Raw genomic sequence first — 17,463 nt, 5'->3', positions numbered from 1 at the left:
GGCCCGTCTGCCGGCGCCGGTCACGGCCCGCGGTCCGGCCGTGCTTCCGCATGCTCCTCGGACTGGGCTCCGCCTGAGCGCCGGGCGTAGAAGCGGCCGAGCGGCTCGATGCTCAGTCCGTGCAGCACGATGCTGAGCATCACGGTCACCACCATGACGCGGACGATGAAGTCCGCCTGTTCGCCGGGCAGATCGATGACCGCGAGCGACCCGAACACGATCGATGTCACGCCTCTCGGGCCCATCCAGCCGAGGAACAGTTTGTCCGAGCGCTTCAGCCCGCTCCCGGTGAGCACGAGCAGTACAGGGAGCATGCGGACGAGAGTGACGACGAGGAGCGCGTAGAGGATCACCGAGGCATGGAAGCCGTCCCAGAAGGCGTTGTTGACGATCTGGCCGAACAGGAACCAGAGCGCGAGGGTCATGAGCGCGACGAGGTCGTCGGTCATGGCCGCCGCGTTCTCCGGGAGCCGGCGCATCGCCGGGGCGAAGAACACACCGGCCACGAAGGAGGCGACGAAGCCGTTCCCTCCCACGGCGGAGGAGAGACTGTACGCGGCCACCGGGACGGCGAGCACACCCAACCTCGTGGCCGAGGGATGAGTCCACCCGTGCGACCAGGACGTACGCAGCAGCCACCCGGCCGCACCGCCGACGACCAGGCCCGAGGCCAGCGCCCAGCCCGCCGCCTCGACCGCTTGCAGCAGCGCGTCCGCGTAGTCGGCATGTGAGCCGTGGGATTCGGCGGCAACGGCGACGCAGAGCAGAAAGATCGGCGAGGTGATGCCGTCGTTGAGGCCTCCTTCGACGTTGAGCACCTCGCGCAGCCGGGCCGGGATACGGGTGTCCCGGACGATGGCCGCCGTGGGCGCCAGGTCGAGCGGGACGACAATGGTCGCGAGGACCGCCAGCAGCCAGCCCGACTGATCGGGAAAGATCAGGTACCCGGCCAGAAAGGCGCCGCCCAGGGTGAGCGGCAGTGCACCGCCGAGAAGCCGAAGGACGAGCCCTTTCTCCCGTCCGAGGATTCCCCCGGGAACCTCGATGGCGTCCACGAAGAGCAGCAGGGCCAGAACGACTTCCACCGCGTGCTCGAACACATTGGTGTCGAGGTCGAACCGCAGCGGGGGATCCGAGCCTCCCGTCAGAGCGATTCCCGCGCACATCATCGCGATGGGTGCGGTGATGCTCCAGCGCGACAGCCGGTGGGCGAGAAGCGACCACACGAACAGAATTCCGGCAATGACCGCGACGGCAAGCATGCCACCCGCTTCCTACTCTGCGCGTCCCCCCGGGACTCGCAAAAGCTTAGGCGGGCAGGCCACGCAGCCGTTGACGACGCTGCCGGGGAATGCCTCGACTTCAATGGAAGCGCGGTCGTCCGGATCAATGCGCCGGCGTTCAGCCCTTCGCCGCCGCGCGGTACGGGCGGAAGAACTCGCGCAGTTCCTCGGCGTAGAGCTCCGGCTCCTCGAACGGCGCGAAGTGCCCGCCGCGTGCGGGCTCGGTCACGCGCACGAGGTTCGTCGTGCGCTCGAGCCACGCCCGCGGCGGCCGGACGACGTCACCGGGGAAGAGCGAGAATCCGGACGGCACCTCGACCCGGCGGGCGTGCTGCGCGGCCGGGATCGCCGCGTTCGCCCGGTACATGCGCATCGACGAGCCGATCGTCCCGGTGAGCCAGTAGAGCGTGAGATTGGTAAGGATCTCGTCCTTCGTGAAGCTCCGCTCGATGTCCCCGTCGCAGTCGCTCCACGCTCGGAGCTTCTCGACGATCCATGAGGCGAGCCCGGCCGGGGAGTCGTTGAGACCGACGGCAGCGGTCTGAGGCTTCGTACGGTGCATTGCGGCGTAGGCGCCCTCACTACCGCCCCAGGCCGCTACGCCCTCGAGCCAGGCGCGTTCCTCGGGTTCGAGGTCCGCCAGGTCGCCGGTGAACACGGGAACACCGGCGTCCGTTCGATGGACGGCCACCACCCGGTCCGGATGATCGAGCGCGAGGTAGCGGCTCACATGGCTGCCGATGTCCCCGCCCGCCGCACCGAACCGCGGGTAGCCGAGGAGGCCCATGAGTTCGGCCCACAGACCGGCGACGGCGATGGAGTCGAGAGGGGGACCGATGGGAGCGTCGGAATACCCGAAGCCCGGTACGTCGGGCACGACCACATCGAACGCGTCGGCAGGATCGGCGCCGTGCGCTCCGGGGTCGGTCAGGAGGGGGATGACCTTCGTGTACCGCCAGAACGAATCCGGCCACCCGTGACTGAGGACCAACGGCAGCACCGGACCTGACGACGCGACAGCCCGGGCGTGGACGAAGTGGATTCCGAGACCGCCGAGCGGCACACGGAAGCGAGGGAGCCGGGCAAGCGCCGCCTCCTGCGCCGGCCAGTCGAAGACGTCCGCCCAGTAGCCGACGAGTTCACGGAGGTAGTGCACGTCGGTCCCGAGGAACCACCCGGCGCTCTCGGGGCTGTCCGGCCAGCGTGTCGCGCGCAGCCGCGCCCGAAGGTCTTCGAGCACGGCGGGATCGGCCTGCGGGGTGAACGGGTCCGGCTGGGGCAGGGCTTCCGGCATGCGAGGCATGCTAACGGCGTCGGCCCGCGTTTCCGCCGCGCCCGCACCTGCGCGCCGCGACGAGGACGGAACCCGCTGCCGGTGCCCTGGCAGCCGGTACGCCCCGGGCCGACGAAGCCGTACCTACGCACGGTGGCGTCGCCGGCCCGGGACGATCCCGGGCTGTCAGTCCAGCGGCTCGATCCAGACGTTCCTGAAGCGGACCTTGTTGCCATGGTCCTGGAGCCTGATCGCGCCCGCCGCGGCCGATTCCGCGTCGCCCGCGCCGGTCGGGCCGTCCACCGCGACGTTGTCGTGCACCTTCTTGCCGTTCCACACCACGGTGATCCTGGAGTCATCGGTCTTCTTGCCCGCGGCGTCGAAACGGGCCGCGCGGAAGACGATGTCGTACGTCTGCCAGGTCTCCGGTGCGGTGGAGGCGTTCAGGTCCGCGGCCTTCTTGTTGTAGATGGACGCGGCCTCGTTCGCGGCGAGTTTCGCCACTTTGAACGAGTCCAGGATCTGGATCTCGTACCGCTCCTGGAGGTAGATGCCGCTGTTGCCGCGGTCCTGCCCGGTGACGTCGTCCGGCAGCTTCGGCACCCGGAATTCGGCGTGCAGTCTGAAGTCGCCGAAAGCCTGCTTGGTGCGGATGTCACCGCAGCAGACCTCGATGGAGTTGTCGGCGGTGTGCGGCCATTCGGCGCTGCGGCCGTCGGTGTGCTGCCAGGCGGTGGAGACGCTGCCGCCGGAGAACAGGTCGATACGACTGCCGGGTCTGCGCACCTCGATCATGTCGAGGTTGACGTGACCGGTGTCTTCGGCCCGGTAGGTGTAGGTGATGGTGTTGCGGCCCTTGCGCAGGGCGAGCCGCTCGGTCTTGGTGGACCAGCGGTTCCAGGCGCCGGTGAAGGGGAGGCCGGTCTGCTGTGCCTGGCCGCCGTTGACGCTGACACCGAGGGTCTTGGTGCCGGTGAAGGGGTGCGGCCCGTTGGCGTACCGCAGTCCCACGTCGTAGCTGCCCTTCGCGGGTGCCTCGACCTCGAAGGTCGCGGTGGCGCCCTGGGTGCTGAAGCCGTCGACGAAGCCACCGCCCGTGTAGCCGGCGTGCTCGGTGTCGATGTCGGCTCCGCCGGACAGGCGCGCCGATTCCGCGTCGTACGAGGTGGTGGGCTGCTCGGGGCCGGGGCGTGCGTTCAGCGTGTACCAGGCCTCGGTGGACCAGAGTTGCTCACCGGCGTCCGAGGCGAAGGGGCGCGGTGAACGTACGTGCACCACCCGGTCGGTCTTGAGGCCGGGGATGGTGAGCCGGACGGTCCGACGGTCGGCGGAGAGCCGGGCGCCCGTGACCGGGAGCACCTCTTCGTCGACCTTGGGGCCTCCGTACGCCGGGGTGGGGACGTAGCGCCACTGCTCGACGGAGTAGGCGCCGTTCGTCAGCTTGGCGGCCGTCTCCTCCGACAGGGGCTTGGTGTAGGTGAGGTCGAAGCCGTCGCGGGTGGCGCGCATGGTCTTGATGTCGAAGGCGGTCCTGCCGTTCGGCGTGAGCTTCTGCAGGCCGAAGCGGAGTTTGCCTTCCTGGCCCCAGTTCCCGTCGGCGCCGAGGCCGCCGGCGTAGATGGCACCGTCCGGTCCGGTGCTGATGCGGGTGATGCCGGCCTCCAGGCCCTGGGTGTGCCGGAACACGGCGCCCTGGTATTCGCCGTCCACCTTCTCCAGGTCGGCGCGCTGGAGCCCGCCGTAGGTGACGTCGCCGAAGAGCATCTGCCCGGCGAAGGGGCCCTTCTCCAACAGCATCGGTGTGCTGGGGGAGTTGGCGATCTCGTTCTGCGGCAGCCAGAGCACCGGCTTGCTGACCGTCCGGTCGTCGAACGGGCCGTCCGGGTTGGTGTAGTGGTTGAAGAAGCGGTCCTGCTCGACGTGGACCAGCTTGGAGGCGGGCAGCCAGCCGCCCTGGTTGTCGGTGACGAACAGCTCGCCCTGCGGGCCCCGCCCGATCCCGTTCGGCGTGCGGAGGCCGCCGGCCAGGTAGGTCACCTTGCCGGTCTTCTTGTTCACCTTGATGGTGGTGCCGCGGTTCGCGGCAGGCTGCGGATCGGTGGTCGCGCCGCCGTAGTTGATGGCGACCGAGAGGTTCAGATAGAAGTCCCCCTTCTCGTAGAGCAGGCCGAAGGCGAACTCGTGGAAGTTCCCTCCGTAGGGCCACTCGGCGATCTTGCGCATCTCGTCCGAGGCGTTGTCGGCCTCGATGTCGGAGAGTTCGGTGAGCTGGTGCTTCTCCGAGACGTACAGTTTTCCGTCGACGTACTTGATCCCCATCGGCTCCTTGAGCCCACCGGCGATCTTCTTGTAGGTGACCTTCTCCGGGCCGGTGTCACCCGTGACGTGGTCGAGGACGTACACCTCTCCCTCCGTCTTGGTGCTGCCGCCCCACGTCGTCACGGCGAGCCGCCCGTCCGGCAGCCAGTCCATCGCGGAGACCTGCGGCTCGAAGCCCTTGGGGCGCAGATCGGTGAGGGTATAGCCGGGATTGACCGAGGTCAGCGGGAGGCCGTCGCCGGGGGTGTCGTAACTGCCCTCGCACTCCTTGCGACCGGGAGCGGTGACGCGGACGACGCCGGCGTCGGTGCTGAGTACGGACTGGGGGACGAGCGTGAAGTCGTCGGCGCCCGGCGGCTTCCACTGCAGTGTGACCTGCTGGTCGCCGCCGCGGTCGAAGTGGTCGATACGCAGGGCGTGGTAGCCGGGGGTCAGGGCCGACTCGCCGTCCTTGGGCTCGGCACCGTGCAGCCCGTCGTGGTCGATGACCTTCTTGTCGCCGATGAAGAGGCGGGAGCCGTCGTCGCTGATGAGGCGGAAGGCGTACGTGCCGTCTGCGGGGACGTTGATGTTGCCGAGGATCTGCGACACGAAGTTGTCGGTGAAGCCGAAGCCCTCCGTGGAGGACCAGTCGGCGGTGGGGATCAGCTTGTCGACGTTGGGGGTCTGGGCCGGTTTGAGATCGCAGAGCTTGCTCAGCGGGGACTGGACGTCGAAGACGCGGAGAGTGACGCCGGGTTCCTGGGGCGGTAAGTCCGCGAAGGGCTTGTCGCCCGGAGAGGGCTTCTCGTCCGCGTCGGCGACAGGGGCCGCGAGGCCGCCGGTCAGCAGGGCCGCGAGGAGCAGCCCGGTGATTCTGCGTGGTCTGCGGCGAATGGTGCGGAGGGCCGGGGCCTTGCGTGGCGTCACTCTTCCTCCTGCTGGGCGCTGCGAGGCGGCGCGTCCGAGGTCCCGCCTCGAACGCGGAGTGGTTTTCGTCCACGTACGGGTGCTGCGGCGCGTTCCGCCGTGAGGCACGCAGACGTCCGTGCGAAATCGACGCCCAGCGTACGAAGGTCACCTCGAACCGTCCATACTTTGTCCTCAACGAGTGGAAACTTGCCGGGTGTTGACCATGAGGACTTCTCTTGCGTGTGAGGTCTCCGTGGTCGGCAAGGCCACGCGAGGAGCCGCGGTCCGGGCGGGCCGGTCACCCTCCGGGGGCCCATCTGCGTCCGGCGCGCAGGTCGCCTGCCCGAGAAGCGGGCGAGGTGCCTGACCCCTCAACTCGGGTCAGGCACCTCGCCTTGTGGTGGTCCTACCGGCTAGGGCGCATCCACCAGGATGCGTCCGTCGGCCGGGGTGCGCACGACGCCGTTGGCGTAGGCGGATTCCACGCGGGCCTGTTCAGCCGCGTTCGGGACCGCGTTCTTGCAGGTGGTGCCCGCGCTTGAACCCGACATCAGCTGGGAGCACGGGCCGGGCTTGGTGTCGGGCAGGCCCAGGTTGTGGCCGATCTCATGGGCTGCGATACGGATCTTGTCGTGGCCCTGGGTGACTGCCTGGCTGCCGAGTTCGACACGGGCCTGACCGCCCGGACGGACCGGTCCGAGGGTCGCCTGCGGCCAGCCGCTCGTGGCCACGATCTGGATCTCGGCCCGGGTTCCCGGCGCGGCCTCGACCAGCTTCACGTTGTCGACGTTCGAGTTCCACGCGGCGACTCCGGCGGCGATCGCCGCCTCCCAGCCGGCGGCACGGCTGTCGTCGTAGCGGAGTGTCACGGTCGCTGCCGTGGTTTTCGACTCGGCAGGCTCAGGCGCGGACGTGGCGTTCGCCGTCGGTGCCGTGATCAGGGTGACCGCTGCGGCGGCGCCGGCGGCCTTCAACCATAGGGAGTGCGGCATTGCTGTCCCTTCACTCGTGGGGGTCGGTTCCATGCGGAACCGAAAGTGCGGGAGAGGGCGGCGACTGCTGAACGGACGGAGTCCGGTGGGCAGTTGCCGAATCTCCCGGGGGATTCGGAACGTGCCCATCACCGCGTACTGGCCATGCCCCTGTCAAGTACGCCTCTGCGGAGTTGAGTTGGCGACGTCGACCTCGCTCAGCTCGTCGCGCACCTTCCGCGCGTCCGGATCGTGCGTCGTCCCCCAGCCCCCTCCGCCGTCACCCGGGCGGGATGCACCGGCGCTGTGGCTGCGGATCCTCTCCTACCGGCGACCACGGCGACTCGGGCGTGGCGCTACCCACCGCAACACACGCGAGAGGCCGGGCCTCTCAGCGCAGGCTCGTCGGCTGATGTGCGTCTGCAGCAACGTCACCGCCAGGTGGTGGTCGTAGTTCACCGCCATCTCCATGGGGGTGCGACCGTCGGGGTCGGGTAGCTCCGGGTCGGCACCGAACGCGAGTAGGACTGCAGTGGTGTGGACGGTCAGCGGCTTGCCGCTCTGCACAGCGCCGTCACCTTCAGCATCCATGGCATGCGTCAGCAGCGTCATGTTGCTGAACACTTCATCGGGGTCGCCCCCGCCTGCCAGCAGCCGTGCCAGGGTTTCGGCGTCTTCGAGTTCGACAGCCTGGTGGGCCGGCGTCCAGTAATTCTCCACAGCGAACGCTAACCCTCCACCCTCCCGTGCCACCAGCGGGTAGGGAACCGCTGAGCAACGCTCATGACGTCTGGGGCCGGGGCGCTCGCGCCGCAGCCGGTGGGCAGGTGCCACCACTGCCGTGGCAACACCTGCCCACCAACACACAGCAGTGTGCCGCTCCTTCACCTGCTGCTCAGCGCAAGGGTGCTTTCCGCGTCAGGCCCGGTTCCGGTGGCGATGAGCCGGGAGTGGACGAGGCCCGGGCGGGCCGCGTAGAGGCCGAGGACGGTCTTGGGCACGAGCAGCACGAGAAGCACCATCAGCGGTGTCTGCCAGCTGCCGGTGTCGCTGCGGAGAAGGCCCATCGTGAGGGGTCCGAGGGCGGCGAGAAGATAGCCGACGGTCTGTGCCATGCCGGACAGGCGTGCGGTGGTCGGGGGTGAGGGTGAGCGGAGAGCGAGGAGGATGATCGCGAGAGGGAAGGCGCTGCCGGTGGCGACGCCGGTGACGAGAACCCACGTCCAGGCGTGGGCGGGGGCGAGGACCAGGCCGCCGAGTCCCGCGGCCATGACGGCCAGGACAGCGAGGAGCAGGGGCCGCTGGTCGGTCAGTCGTGTGGCAGCGAGAGGGATGACGAAGCCGAAAGGGATGCCGACGAGCATCATCAGGGACAGCATCGCCGCGGACTCGGATCCTGTGTAGCCGTAGTCCTGGAGGATCATCGGGAGCCAGGACACCAGCACGTAGAACGTGCACGACACAGCTCCGAGGAATCCGGCGACGGACCAGGCCAGCCCGGAGCGCAACAGCCGTCCGGTGGGCTCCGCGTCGGCGGGCACCGAATCGGGGCGGCGGGCGTGGCGCCCCCGTGAGACCGGGGCGATGCGTCGGTACCGGACCGTGCGGGCGTTGCGCACCCACAGCAGCGCGGCCGCCAGGGAGGGCAACGCCCAGGCGATGAACGCGAGATGCCACCCGATCGTCTCTTCGAGAGGGATGGCGAGTCCGGCGGCCACAGCTCCGGATGCGGCCATGATCGTCATGGCGATCCCGGTCAGTGTGCCGGTGCGGATGGGGAATCGGTGCTTGATGATGGCGGGCAGGAGGACGTTGCCGATGGCGATGCCGGTGCCGGCGAGGACCGTTCCTGTGTAGAGGGCGAGGGGTGAGGCCAGCCCGCGCAGACCGATACCGGCGGTGATGAGGCCGAGGGCGGCGACGATGGCCGGTTCGGTGCCGACGCGACGGGCGAGCGGCGGGGCGAGGGAAGCGAATACTCCCAGGCACAGGACGGGCAGGGTCGTGAGGACGGCGGCTCCGGTGTCGTCCAGTCCGTAGCGGGCACTCAGCTCGCCGAGGACCGGGGCAGTGCCGGTGATCGCGGGACGCAGGTTGATGGAGAGTAGGACGATCCCCGCGAGAATCCAGAGGCGGCCTGTTCGGATTCTTCGCTGGTGTGCGGACATGCTGTGGTTCCCCCTGTTGTTGTGCCGTGCGGCAGAGCGGCCCGGCCCCCAACCGATCGGGTTGAGGGCAGGGCGAAGTCGTATGTGGGCACGGGTGGTGCCGTGTTGGTCTCCCCCCGGAGCCCTGCTGATCCTCTGCGGTGAGTGGCAGAGGACGGCGGATCAGACCTGGGCGACCGTCCGCCCGGTGATCGGGCAGGTCATCGCTGCCGCCCCGGTCGTGGCGAATGCGGCCTGCGTCGCCGACGAGGCGGAGAGGGGCTTCTCGAGTTGTTCGAGGATCTCCGTGGACAGCAGGTCCTGCTTGCCCTTGAGGGCGTCGGCGATGACGGTGTCCGAGACGAACACCAGCTCGGCGGCGATGTTGTCCTGGACGATGCGGGCGATGTTGTCGAGGACGGTGAACACCGGGTCGGCCGGCGGCGACGTGGTCGGGAAGTCGATCAGGTGGGTGTCGACCTTCTTGGCGTTCATGTGCGGCTTGATGATGATGGTGTTCTGGTTCAGGACGGACGTCGTCCACTGGGAGAGAACGCCTACGTACAGGTCCGCCCACGCGGCCTCGCCGATCTGTGCCCGCCACTTCTTGAGCAGGGCCTGCACCCCGGCGATCTGCGCGGCCGAGGCGTGTTCCATGTTGACGCCCACGTTGGCGAACGCGGCCTTCGCGAAGTCCTGGTACGACTTCATGTCGAACGTCTTCGTCTTGACGGCCGCGTCGATGAAGATGTTCGCCTTGTTGAGCAACTCGTCGCAGGATTTGGTCAGCCCTGCGGGGAGTGCCGCGTCCTTGAGGTTGCCCTTCGCGACGCCGAGGGTCTTCTGGTACTCCAGCAGCGGGGTGATCCATCCGGTCCCGGTCTTCATGGAGACCATAGCCAGGTCGTGCGGATCGATCCGGGCAGCGTTGGGGACGTTGGGTACCTTCTCACCCAGATAGGCGGCGAGGACCGAGAAGATGCCCAGGGGAACGTGGGCTATGGACTTGGCCATCTCGAATATCTCCGAGACGGGCTGGACGGCCTCTTGCTTGCCGCCGTGGATCAGGGTGAACCTGCCACCCTTGTTGTCGTTCTGGACGACCATGACCGGGCTGAGCTGCTTGATCAGCTCGGCTTTGAGTGCTGCGTAGTGGGAACGCATCCCCGCGTTGACCGCGAGGATCGAGTCCCGCGCCTCCCGCTCGGTGACGGCTGCCAGAGCGGTGGCGTCCTCGGCGGCAAAGGCCTGGCCGTTGGCGAGGAGCGTTGCCGCACCGACAGCCGAGGCCGTACCGAGGAAACTTCTGCGCGTAGCCACGTGCTTCTTCTCCCTAATGGATGTGCTTGCCCTCGGCCCCGGGCGGGGACGAAGACGGTCGTGCGGTGGGGGGAGATGCCGGCTCCGCCCCAGCGGGGGGAGAAGGGGGGAGGGCGGAGCCGGTGGCTGGTTGCGGGCGGTCAGGTCAGTTCGGCGCCGGACTCGACGACCACCCCGTAGAGGTCGCCGATGGTCGCAAGTGCGCCCCGGTGGACCTGTGCGGCGGACACGCCGCCGCCCGGGGTGGGCAGGGGCCGGGTCGCGGAGGCGTCGGAGACGACGGTGGGGGCGTTGCCTCGCAGGAACGCGCCCTCGGCGGTGAAGGTGACGCACATGTGGGTCATGAACCCGGCGATGACGACGTTCTTGTTCCCGGCCTTGTCGACCAGTTGGCCGAGGTTCGTGCCGACGAAGGCGTTGGGGACCTTCTTGGTGACGACCGGCTCACCGTCGACCGGCGCGACCTTGGGGTGGATTCTGCCGATGTCGGCGGTGACGTCGTACGGAGTGCCCTTTCCGCCGTCGTTCTGGACGTGGATGACCTTTCCGCCGGCCGCGCGGGTGCGCTTCAACAGATCGGCGGCCTTGTCGAGGGCGGGCTCCCAACCCTCCAGTTCCATCGTCCCCTTGGTGTACGTGTTCTGGTAGTCGACCAGGATCAGGGTCGAGTCCTTGAGGGCGGCGGGCTTCGCCGGGAGCTTGTTCAGCGTGCGCAGCGTCGTCGTCCCCGACAGATCCACGGCGGCGCCGGCCGCAGCCTCGGCGGACACGGCGGCCGCGGTGTCCTTCTCGTCGTCCGTGAGCCGGACTCCGACGAACATGGCCGCGGCGCCGACGGCTGCGGCAGCGACAAGTCCGACGCCCACGCGGGCCGCCGAGGGCTTCTTCGCGCTTCGGGTGCTGGTCTCGGTCATGGTGATCAGCCCAGTTCGTCAGCAGTGGGAACGACGACGCCGTACAGGTCCTCGACGGTGGCCAGCGCTCCCTCGTGGAGCTGTTCGGCGGTGACGCCCTTGCCCGCGGCCGTGAGGGCGGGTCGCCGACGCGTCGGCGACGACCGTGGGGCGGTTGCCGCGCAGGAACGCCCCGGCCGCCGTGTACTGCACACACATGTGCGTCATGAACCCGGCGATGACGAGATCGTTGTTCCCGGCGCCGTCGACCAGCTTGCCCAGGCCGGTCTCGTGGAAGGCGTTGGGGGTTGTCTTGACGACGGTCGGCTCATCCCCGACCGGCGCCACGGACGGGTGGATCCGGCCGATCTCGGCTCGGATGTCGTACGGGGTGCCCTCGCCGCCGTCGTTGACCACGTGGATGACCGTCGCTCCGGCTTCACGGGCCCGGGCGAGGAGCAGCGCGGCGGCGTCGAGGGCGGTCTGCCAGCCCTCCAGCTCCATCACGCCCTGTGTGTACGTGTTCTGGTAGTCGACCAGGATCAGGGTGGAGCCGGCCAGCTTCGCGGGGGTGTCATCGAATCCGTTGAGCCGGCGGAGCGTGGTTGCAGACATGAGCTATCCCTTGCAATGGGGCGATGGAGTGCAGCCCGCCCCGTCCGGCAGGCTGCGCTCTTGACGCTATGACGCCCACTCAAGTGACGGCAATGTCATGTAACTTGCAGGATCGGACATGCCCGAAGCCGGCCCAGGGGGACATACCGTGCGCATCGTCGAACGTCTCGTCGTGATCGTTCTCTTCGAGGGTGTCGATCTCCTCGACGTCACCGGCCCGCCAGAGGTCTTCGCCCTGGTCCGGCGGGAAACCGACGACGCCACGGGCTATCGGGTCCTGCTCGCCGCCGAGACCCTCGATCCGGTCACCACCTCCACAGGTGTGCGGATCATGCCCGACATCACGTTCACCGACGCCGTCACGCAGAACATCGACACGGTCCTGGTGCCCGGGTCCGTCACCATCGACAGCAACCGCCGCATCCGCGCCGTCGTCGACCGTGACGTGGTCGTGCAGGTCAAGGCCCTCGCCGCGCGGTCCCGTCGCATCACCTCGGTGTGCGTCGGGGCGCACCTCCTGGCCGCCGCGGGACTCCTGGACGGCAAGCGCGCCACCACGCACTGGTCCACCGCGCCGCAGCTCGCCGCCGACCACCCTGCTGTGCGCGTGGACCCGGATCCCATCTTCATCCGCGAGGGGAACGTCTGGACGGGGGCCGGGATCAGCGCCTGCCTCGATCTCGCCCTCGCCCTGGTGGCGGAGGACTTCGGCGAGAGCACCGCGCTGCGCGTCGCCCGGCAACTGGTGATGTACCTGAAGCGGCCCAGCGGGCAGAGTCAGTTCTCGGTACCTCTCGAACCGGTCTCCACGACCCGCCGGATCGAGGAGATCCGCCACTACATCAACGAGAACCTGCGACAGCCGATCAGCGTGGCGGATCTCGCCGCAGCCGCGCATCTGGGGGAGCGGCAGCTCGCCCGCGTCTTCCGGGCGGAGCTCGGGATGACTCCCGCCGCCTACATCGAATCCGCCCGCGTCGAACTGGCCCGCCACCGGCTCGAATCGACGGACGACACGCTGGACCGCATCGCGTCGGCGTGCGGGTTCGGCACCATCGACACCCTGATCCGAGCATTTCGCCGTACGCTCAACACCAGCCCGACGGAATACCGCCGTCGCTTCCAGACCGTGTCCCGCCTCTGAGCCGTGCCGGGTGTCGGTCGCGGCTCTCGGGCGAGCTGCGGGGCTCCCACGCACTGCCGTCGGATCACTCGACCCGCAAGATCAGTGACCGGGCATGACGGGTGCCGTGATCGCGCAGGTTACCGGGTTGTCGGGACGGACCTACCGGTCGGCCCGGGGGAGGAAGTCGATGAGAGCTGCGGTGAGTTCGGCGGGTGCGTCCTCCTGGACGAGGTGGCCCGCACCGGCGATCGGCTCGAACCGCGCGCCCGGGATGCGGGCTGCGAGCTCTTGTCCCTTCGCCACGGGAATCCAGGTGTCGTCGCGGCCCCAGCACACCAGCGTCGGGATGCCGATCTCGCCGTACCGGTCCTGCACTTCGTCGGTGTAGAGCTGGTCGGCCTGGGCGATCTGCCGGTAGAAGGCCGGCTGGCCGAGGTCGCCGAGCCAGGGCTCGACGAGCCGGTCGAGGACGGCCGGGTGCAGCCCGGGGCTGCTGGCCGACGTCACGTACTCCCGCACCAGGGCGTGGTGCAGAGCGGGCGGCAGTTGCTCGAAGACCTCGGAGTGCTCGCCGACGAGCCGGAAGAACGGGGATCCCCACGGCGCCAGTGCGACCGGGTCGACCAGGGCGAGGGCGCGGTAGCGGGCGCCGTGCAGCAGATGTGCCCGCAGGGAGACCGCGCCGCCGAAGTCGTGGGCGACCACCAGTGGTTCTTCCAGTCCCCAGTGCGCCAGGAGTTCGGTGAAGACCCTGCCCTGGGCGGCCAGGGAGACATCCTGGCCGGCGGACTTCTCCGATGCCCCGTAACCGGGCATGTCCCACACGAACACCTGATGACGGCGGGCGAGGGAGCGGGCGACGGCGCGCCATACGTACGAGGAGAAGGGTGTGCCGTGGAGGAGGACCACCGGTGGCCGACCGGGTGGTCCGAGGCGGTCCCAGCGGACATCGCCGGAGGTACTGCGGAATGTCTCGGTCAGCTGCCATTCACTCACGGGCGTTACCCCTCTCGGTCGCGTCTCCGGCCAAGGTAGCGATCATGCCGGATTCGGGGGCCCCGCACCGCCAAGGGCTCGGAGGACCGACGTCGGGGCACTGCATCAGCCGTGTGTCCGATCACCCGGAGGGGGGTGTGAGGGGGTGGCCCGCCCCGGTACGGCATGCCCGCCGGCCGAAGCGGTGCATGGCAAGGCGGAGGGTCGTCCTCATACCGGTCGCGTTCGGGGGTCCGGCAACGAGGCGAGGGGCCGCAGCTGTCGTCGTGTGCCCGCCGGGAATCAGGGGACAGCCCTTAGGGTGGAACGGTGACGTCCCTACCGGAAGACCCGACGCGACTGATCGTCGACGACGACCGCGACTCCGCCGTGCAACGCCTGCAAGAGGCGTACGCCGAGGGGCACATCTCGCACGAGGAGATGGACGAGCGCCTCGGCCGGGTGCTCACGGCCAGGACGGGCAGCGAGCTCGTGACGGCCCTGGGCTCACTCCCGGCGGAGAAGGCGGCCACCACGTCCACGATCGGCGCCGCGGGCGGACGGATCAAGCGGCGCGGGGCGTGGCGGGTGCCGCGGATCCTCAAGGTCCATTCCGCGTTCGGCAGGGTGTACCTGGACCTGTCCCGGGCCATCATCGAAGACCCCGTGATCGACATCGAGCTGCAACTCGGCACCGGCAAGGCCAAGATCACGGTGCCCCGCGACGCGATCGTCGACGTCGAGGGCCTGACCACCGGATGGAAGGACATGGTCTACGAGCCCCCGCGGCGCTCCGGCCCAGGCGGGCCGACCATCCGGATCTCCGGGGCCATGGGATTCGGGCGGTTGAAGATCCGCCACGCGAGGCGTGGGAACCGCTGAGAGCGGGCTATGACGGACGAACACCTGACACTGCGGGGATCTGCTCGCACGGCCCGGGCCTGTGGGGCAGGCCCGGCTCGTCCCTGACCTGCCGGAAGGCCCTCTGTAGGGTGGGCGGGCGACAGCGCATCGTGAACCGCAACAAGGAGCAGAAGTGAGCAGCCAGCCGGCGTCCAACGCCCTCCAGCAGGAGATCGCCCGAGAACTCATGGTCGGCGAGACCTTCGAGGCCGAGCGGGAGATCGAACGCCGGGTTGCCTTCCTCGCCGGGCAGCTGACCACCACCGGCCTGCGCTCCCTGGTGCTCGGCATCAGCGGCGGCGTCGACTCCACCACGGCCGGAAGGCTGTGCCAGCTCGCCGTCGAGCGGGTCCGCGAAGCCGGGCACGAAGCGCGGTTCTATGCGATGCGGCTTCCCTACGGTGTTCAGGCCGACGAGCACGACGCCCAGCTCGCGCTCTCCTTCATCCGCGCCGACCATGTGCTCACCGTGGACATCAAGCCCGCGAGCGATGCGGCGCTCGAGGCCTCGCTGGCCGCGGACGTGAGCTTCCGCGACGACCACCACCAGGACTTCGTGCACGGCAACATCAAGGCCCGGCAGCGCATGATCGCCCAGTACGCGGTGGCGGGTGCTCACGACGGCCTGGTCGTCGGCACCGACCACGCCGCCGAGGCGGTCTCCGGGTTCTTCACCAAGTTCGGCGACGGCGCCGCCGACCTCGTCCCGCTGACCGGACTGACCAAGCGCCGGGTGCGTGCCGTCGCCGACGCGCTGGGCGCGCCTGCCGAGCTGGTGTGGAAGATCCCGACCGCTGACCTGGAGACCCTCGACCCCGGCAAGGCCGACGAGGACGCCCTCGGGGTCTCGTACGACGCCATCGACGACTTCCTGGAGGGCAAGCCGGTGGACGAGCGGACCGTCGAGGCGATCGTCAGCCGCTACCGCCTCACCGATCACAAGCGTCAGCTGCCCGTCGCCCCGTAGGTCGCGTCGCGAACGAAGGAGCGGCCGGGGGAGCCGCGGCAGACCTGTCTGTTCATCAACACCTTTGCCGTAGCCGGTTCTTGGTGCGCGCGGACTGCCATGGCGTGCCGTGCGTTCTGCTGTTCGTGACCCTTCTGCTCGGCGTTCATCCGTTGTTCGGTTATCTCTTCGAGACTCGGCCAGTCGCTCCCCAGCAGCTGATCGAGAGGCTTCACCGTGAGGGCAAAGAACAGCGAAGATCCTGAGGCTTCAGCGATCTCACGCCGTCGGTTGGTCAAGTACGCAGGTGTCGGAGCGACGTTGGCGGCCGCGAGCCCGCTCGCCGTTGCCGGACCGGCGTCAGCGACCGAAGAGGACCGCAGCGATACCAGACCCGGCGACGCGCGCAGAAGGGTGTGGCGAGCCGGCGACCACCACGTGCACTCGGAGTACAGCGGCGAGTTCGACACGTCGACGAACCCGCCGACCTTCCACAAGGGTGCCGACGCCGTCTACCCGATCGTCACCAACGCGATCATGGCCAAGCACTTCGGGCTCAGCTGGGTGATGTGCACCGACCACGGTGGACCGACGCACTCCAAGGTGAACATCGAACAGGCCTATCCCGACCTGCTCCGCTCACGGGTGCTCGTCCCCGGAGTCCTCCAGTTCTGGGGCATGGAGTTCGACGCTCCGGCACTGGACCACCACACCCTGATGATTCCACACCACCGTGACGAGGCTCAGCAGCTCTTCGAGCTGGAAAGCCGCTTCGCCAAGCACGACGCCTTCCCCGCCGATCGAGGCCGCGACACCGAGGCCAAGATGATCGAGTTCCTGAAGGCTGCCAAGGACATGCCGCGCAAGCCGCTGGTCATCGCGCACCACGCGTCCCGGTCGGCCACCGGGCTCGGCGTGTACGGCCAGGACACCCCGCGGGAGTTCCGCAACGGCAACAACACGGCGCCGGACATCTACGTCGGCTTCGAGGGCGCTCCCGGCCACCAGGCGGGCCCGCTCAACGGCGGCCCGCGCGGTGGCTACGGCAACTACCCGACCCACGGCGGCTTCGACCAGATGACGGCCCGTGTCGGCGGACTGTGGGACTCCCTGCTCGGCGAGGGGCGTCGCTGGTGGATCACCGCGACGTCGGACTCCCATGTGCACTGGACACGCGGCGGCGCCGACTTCTGGCCCGGCGAGTACAGCAAGACCCACGTCCTTGCCCGCCACGACTACGCCGACATCATGGACGGACTCCGCAACGGCCGGATCTGGGTCGGCACCGGTGACCTGATCACCAGCCTCGATCTCACCGCGAGCAATCGCAACCGTGAAGCGGCCATGGGCGAGACCCTGACCGTGAGCAGCCGCAATCGTACGGACGTCGACATCGAGATCACGTTCCGGCCCCTGAAGGGGAGGAACGCCAACGGTGACCGCCCGGAGGTCCGGCGTGTGGACCTGATCGTCGGTGAAGTCACCGGCCCGAGTTCCCAGCTCGACGTCGACACCAACCCGACCACCAAGGTCGTGGCGCGTTTCGGCCCGCGCGACTGGCGCAAGCGGGGTGACGACTACGTCGTCCGGCACACACTGCGCAATGTGGAGGGAGACCTCTACGCCCGGGTCCGCGGCACCAGCACCGACGAGGCGGAACCCCTCGCGGACGGGCTGGAGAGCCCGTGGGACGATCTGTGGTTCTACTCGAACCCGGTTTTCGTCGCGGTCCGTTAGCCACTGCCGCGTCTCACAGGAGTGAGCACCTTCGCCTGGCGCTCCGTCGGGCGATGGCCGCCCG

At 68.9% G+C, this 17,463-nt stretch carries 13 protein-coding genes and 2 pseudogenes; 4 read left to right on the top strand and 11 right to left on the bottom strand.

Translation table 11 applies throughout. The features are described 5' to 3' along the window. Positions 1-20: 20 nt before the first annotated feature. The 9 genes and pseudogenes from RPQ07_RS02170 to RPQ07_RS02130 all read right to left on the bottom strand — a co-directional run bounded on the left by RPQ07_RS02170 (position 21) and on the right by RPQ07_RS02130 (position 11,712). Entirely contained in the window at positions 21-1,262 is a 1,242-nt protein-coding gene (locus RPQ07_RS02170) for a cation:proton antiporter (RefSeq protein WP_313942252.1), read from the bottom strand. 139 nt (positions 1,263-1,401) lie between these two features. Continuing rightward, positions 1,402-2,577: an epoxide hydrolase gene (locus RPQ07_RS02165; protein WP_313942251.1), complete on the bottom strand. Its 1,176-nt coding sequence runs from the start codon at positions 2,575-2,577 to the stop codon at positions 1,402-1,404. A gap of 165 nt (positions 2,578-2,742) precedes the next feature. Then, complete coding sequence (locus RPQ07_RS02160) at positions 2,743-5,784, bottom strand: family 16 glycoside hydrolase (protein ID WP_313942250.1); 3,042 nt, start codon at positions 5,782-5,784, stop codon at positions 2,743-2,745. A gap of 395 nt (positions 5,785-6,179) precedes the next feature. Beyond that, the gene (locus RPQ07_RS02155; protein WP_313942249.1) at positions 6,180-6,758 is read right to left on the bottom strand and encodes a snapalysin family zinc-dependent metalloprotease; all 579 of its coding nucleotides are present in this window, start codon (positions 6,756-6,758) and stop codon (positions 6,180-6,182) included. Positions 6,759-7,124: 366 nt separating this feature from the next. After that, positions 7,125-7,457: pseudogene (locus RPQ07_RS02150) on the bottom strand (ankyrin repeat domain-containing protein); the annotation flags it as partial. Between the two features lie 164 nt (positions 7,458-7,621). Then, on the bottom strand, positions 7,622-8,905 hold the full coding sequence (locus RPQ07_RS02145; RefSeq protein WP_313942248.1) for an MFS transporter: 1,284 nt from the start codon (positions 8,903-8,905) through the stop codon (positions 7,622-7,624). 162 nt (positions 8,906-9,067) lie between these two features. After that, entirely contained in the window at positions 9,068-10,204 is a 1,137-nt protein-coding gene (locus RPQ07_RS02140) for a hypothetical protein (protein WP_313942247.1), read from the bottom strand. A 140-nt stretch (positions 10,205-10,344) separates the two neighbouring features. Further along, positions 10,345-11,025 carry a cysteine hydrolase family protein gene (locus RPQ07_RS02135; RefSeq protein WP_313948752.1) on the bottom strand — a complete coding sequence of 227 codons (681 nt, stop codon included), beginning with the start codon at positions 11,023-11,025 and terminating at the stop codon, positions 10,345-10,347. Positions 11,026-11,123: 98 nt separating this feature from the next. After that, positions 11,124-11,712: pseudogene (locus RPQ07_RS02130) on the bottom strand (isochorismatase family protein). Between the two features lie 118 nt (positions 11,713-11,830). On the opposite strand from RPQ07_RS02130, the gene RPQ07_RS02125 reads away from it, so the two are divergent. Next, positions 11,831-12,856: a GlxA family transcriptional regulator gene (locus RPQ07_RS02125; protein WP_413777691.1), complete on the top strand. Its 1,026-nt coding sequence runs from the start codon at positions 11,831-11,833 to the stop codon at positions 12,854-12,856. Between the two features lie 141 nt (positions 12,857-12,997). Here RPQ07_RS02125 and RPQ07_RS02120 read toward each other — a convergent pair whose 3' ends face one another. Then, a complete protein-coding gene (locus RPQ07_RS02120; protein ID WP_313942245.1) occupies positions 12,998-13,834 on the bottom strand; it encodes an alpha/beta hydrolase in 837 nt (278 codons plus the stop codon). A gap of 309 nt (positions 13,835-14,143) precedes the next feature. On the opposite strand from RPQ07_RS02120, the gene RPQ07_RS02115 reads away from it, so the two are divergent. Further along, a complete protein-coding gene (locus RPQ07_RS02115; RefSeq protein WP_313942244.1) occupies positions 14,144-14,695 on the top strand; it encodes a DUF1707 domain-containing protein in 552 nt (183 codons plus the stop codon). Between the two features lie 208 nt (positions 14,696-14,903). Beyond that, positions 14,904-15,683, top strand: coding sequence for an ammonia-dependent NAD(+) synthetase (nadE, locus tag RPQ07_RS02110; RefSeq protein ID WP_313948750.1), 780 nt, complete (start codon positions 14,904-14,906; stop codon positions 15,681-15,683). On the opposite strand, the gene RPQ07_RS02105 is transcribed toward nadE, so the two are convergent. Next, on the bottom strand, positions 15,662-15,961 hold the full coding sequence (locus RPQ07_RS02105) for a hypothetical protein (protein WP_313942243.1): 300 nt from the start codon (positions 15,959-15,961) through the stop codon (positions 15,662-15,664). The genes nadE and RPQ07_RS02105 overlap by 22 nt on opposite strands. Positions 15,962-15,983: 22 nt before the next feature. Between RPQ07_RS02105 and RPQ07_RS02100 the strand changes: the two genes are divergently transcribed. After that, positions 15,984-17,399 carry a phosphoesterase gene (locus RPQ07_RS02100; RefSeq protein ID WP_313942242.1) on the top strand — a complete coding sequence of 472 codons (1,416 nt, stop codon included), beginning with the start codon at positions 15,984-15,986 and terminating at the stop codon, positions 17,397-17,399. The last annotated feature ends 64 nt before the right edge of the window (positions 17,400-17,463 follow it).

The organism is Streptomyces sp. AM8-1-1, from assembly GCF_032229325.1.
GTDB lineage: Bacteria > Actinomycetota > Actinomycetes > Streptomycetales > Streptomycetaceae > Streptomyces > Streptomyces achmelvichensis.
Note: the sequence above shows the minus strand (reverse complement) of the source record. Positions and strands in the feature narration are given on the sequence as shown.

Excerpts from the sequence above, each read along its gene's own strand:
- RPQ07_RS02155 (WP_313942249.1), bottom strand. The coding sequence starts at position 6,758 with ATGCCGCACTCCCTATGGTTGAAGGCCGCCGGCGCCGCCGCAGCGGTC.
- RPQ07_RS02125 (WP_413777691.1), top strand. The coding sequence starts at position 11,831 with ATGCCCGAAGCCGGCCCAGGGGGACATACCGTGCGCATCGTCGAACGT.
- RPQ07_RS02145 (WP_313942248.1), bottom strand. The coding sequence starts at position 8,905 with ATGTCCGCACACCAGCGAAGAATCCGAACAGGCCGCCTCTGGATTCTC.
- nadE (WP_313948750.1), top strand. The coding sequence starts at position 14,904 with ATGGTCGGCGAGACCTTCGAGGCCGAGCGGGAGATCGAACGCCGGGTT.
- RPQ07_RS02135 (WP_313948752.1), bottom strand. The coding sequence starts at position 11,025 with ATGTTCGTCGGAGTCCGGCTCACGGACGACGAGAAGGACACCGCGGCC.
- RPQ07_RS02170 (WP_313942252.1), bottom strand. The coding sequence starts at position 1,262 with ATGCTTGCCGTCGCGGTCATTGCCGGAATTCTGTTCGTGTGGTCGCTT.
- RPQ07_RS02165 (WP_313942251.1), bottom strand. The coding sequence starts at position 2,577 with ATGCCGGAAGCCCTGCCCCAGCCGGACCCGTTCACCCCGCAGGCCGAT.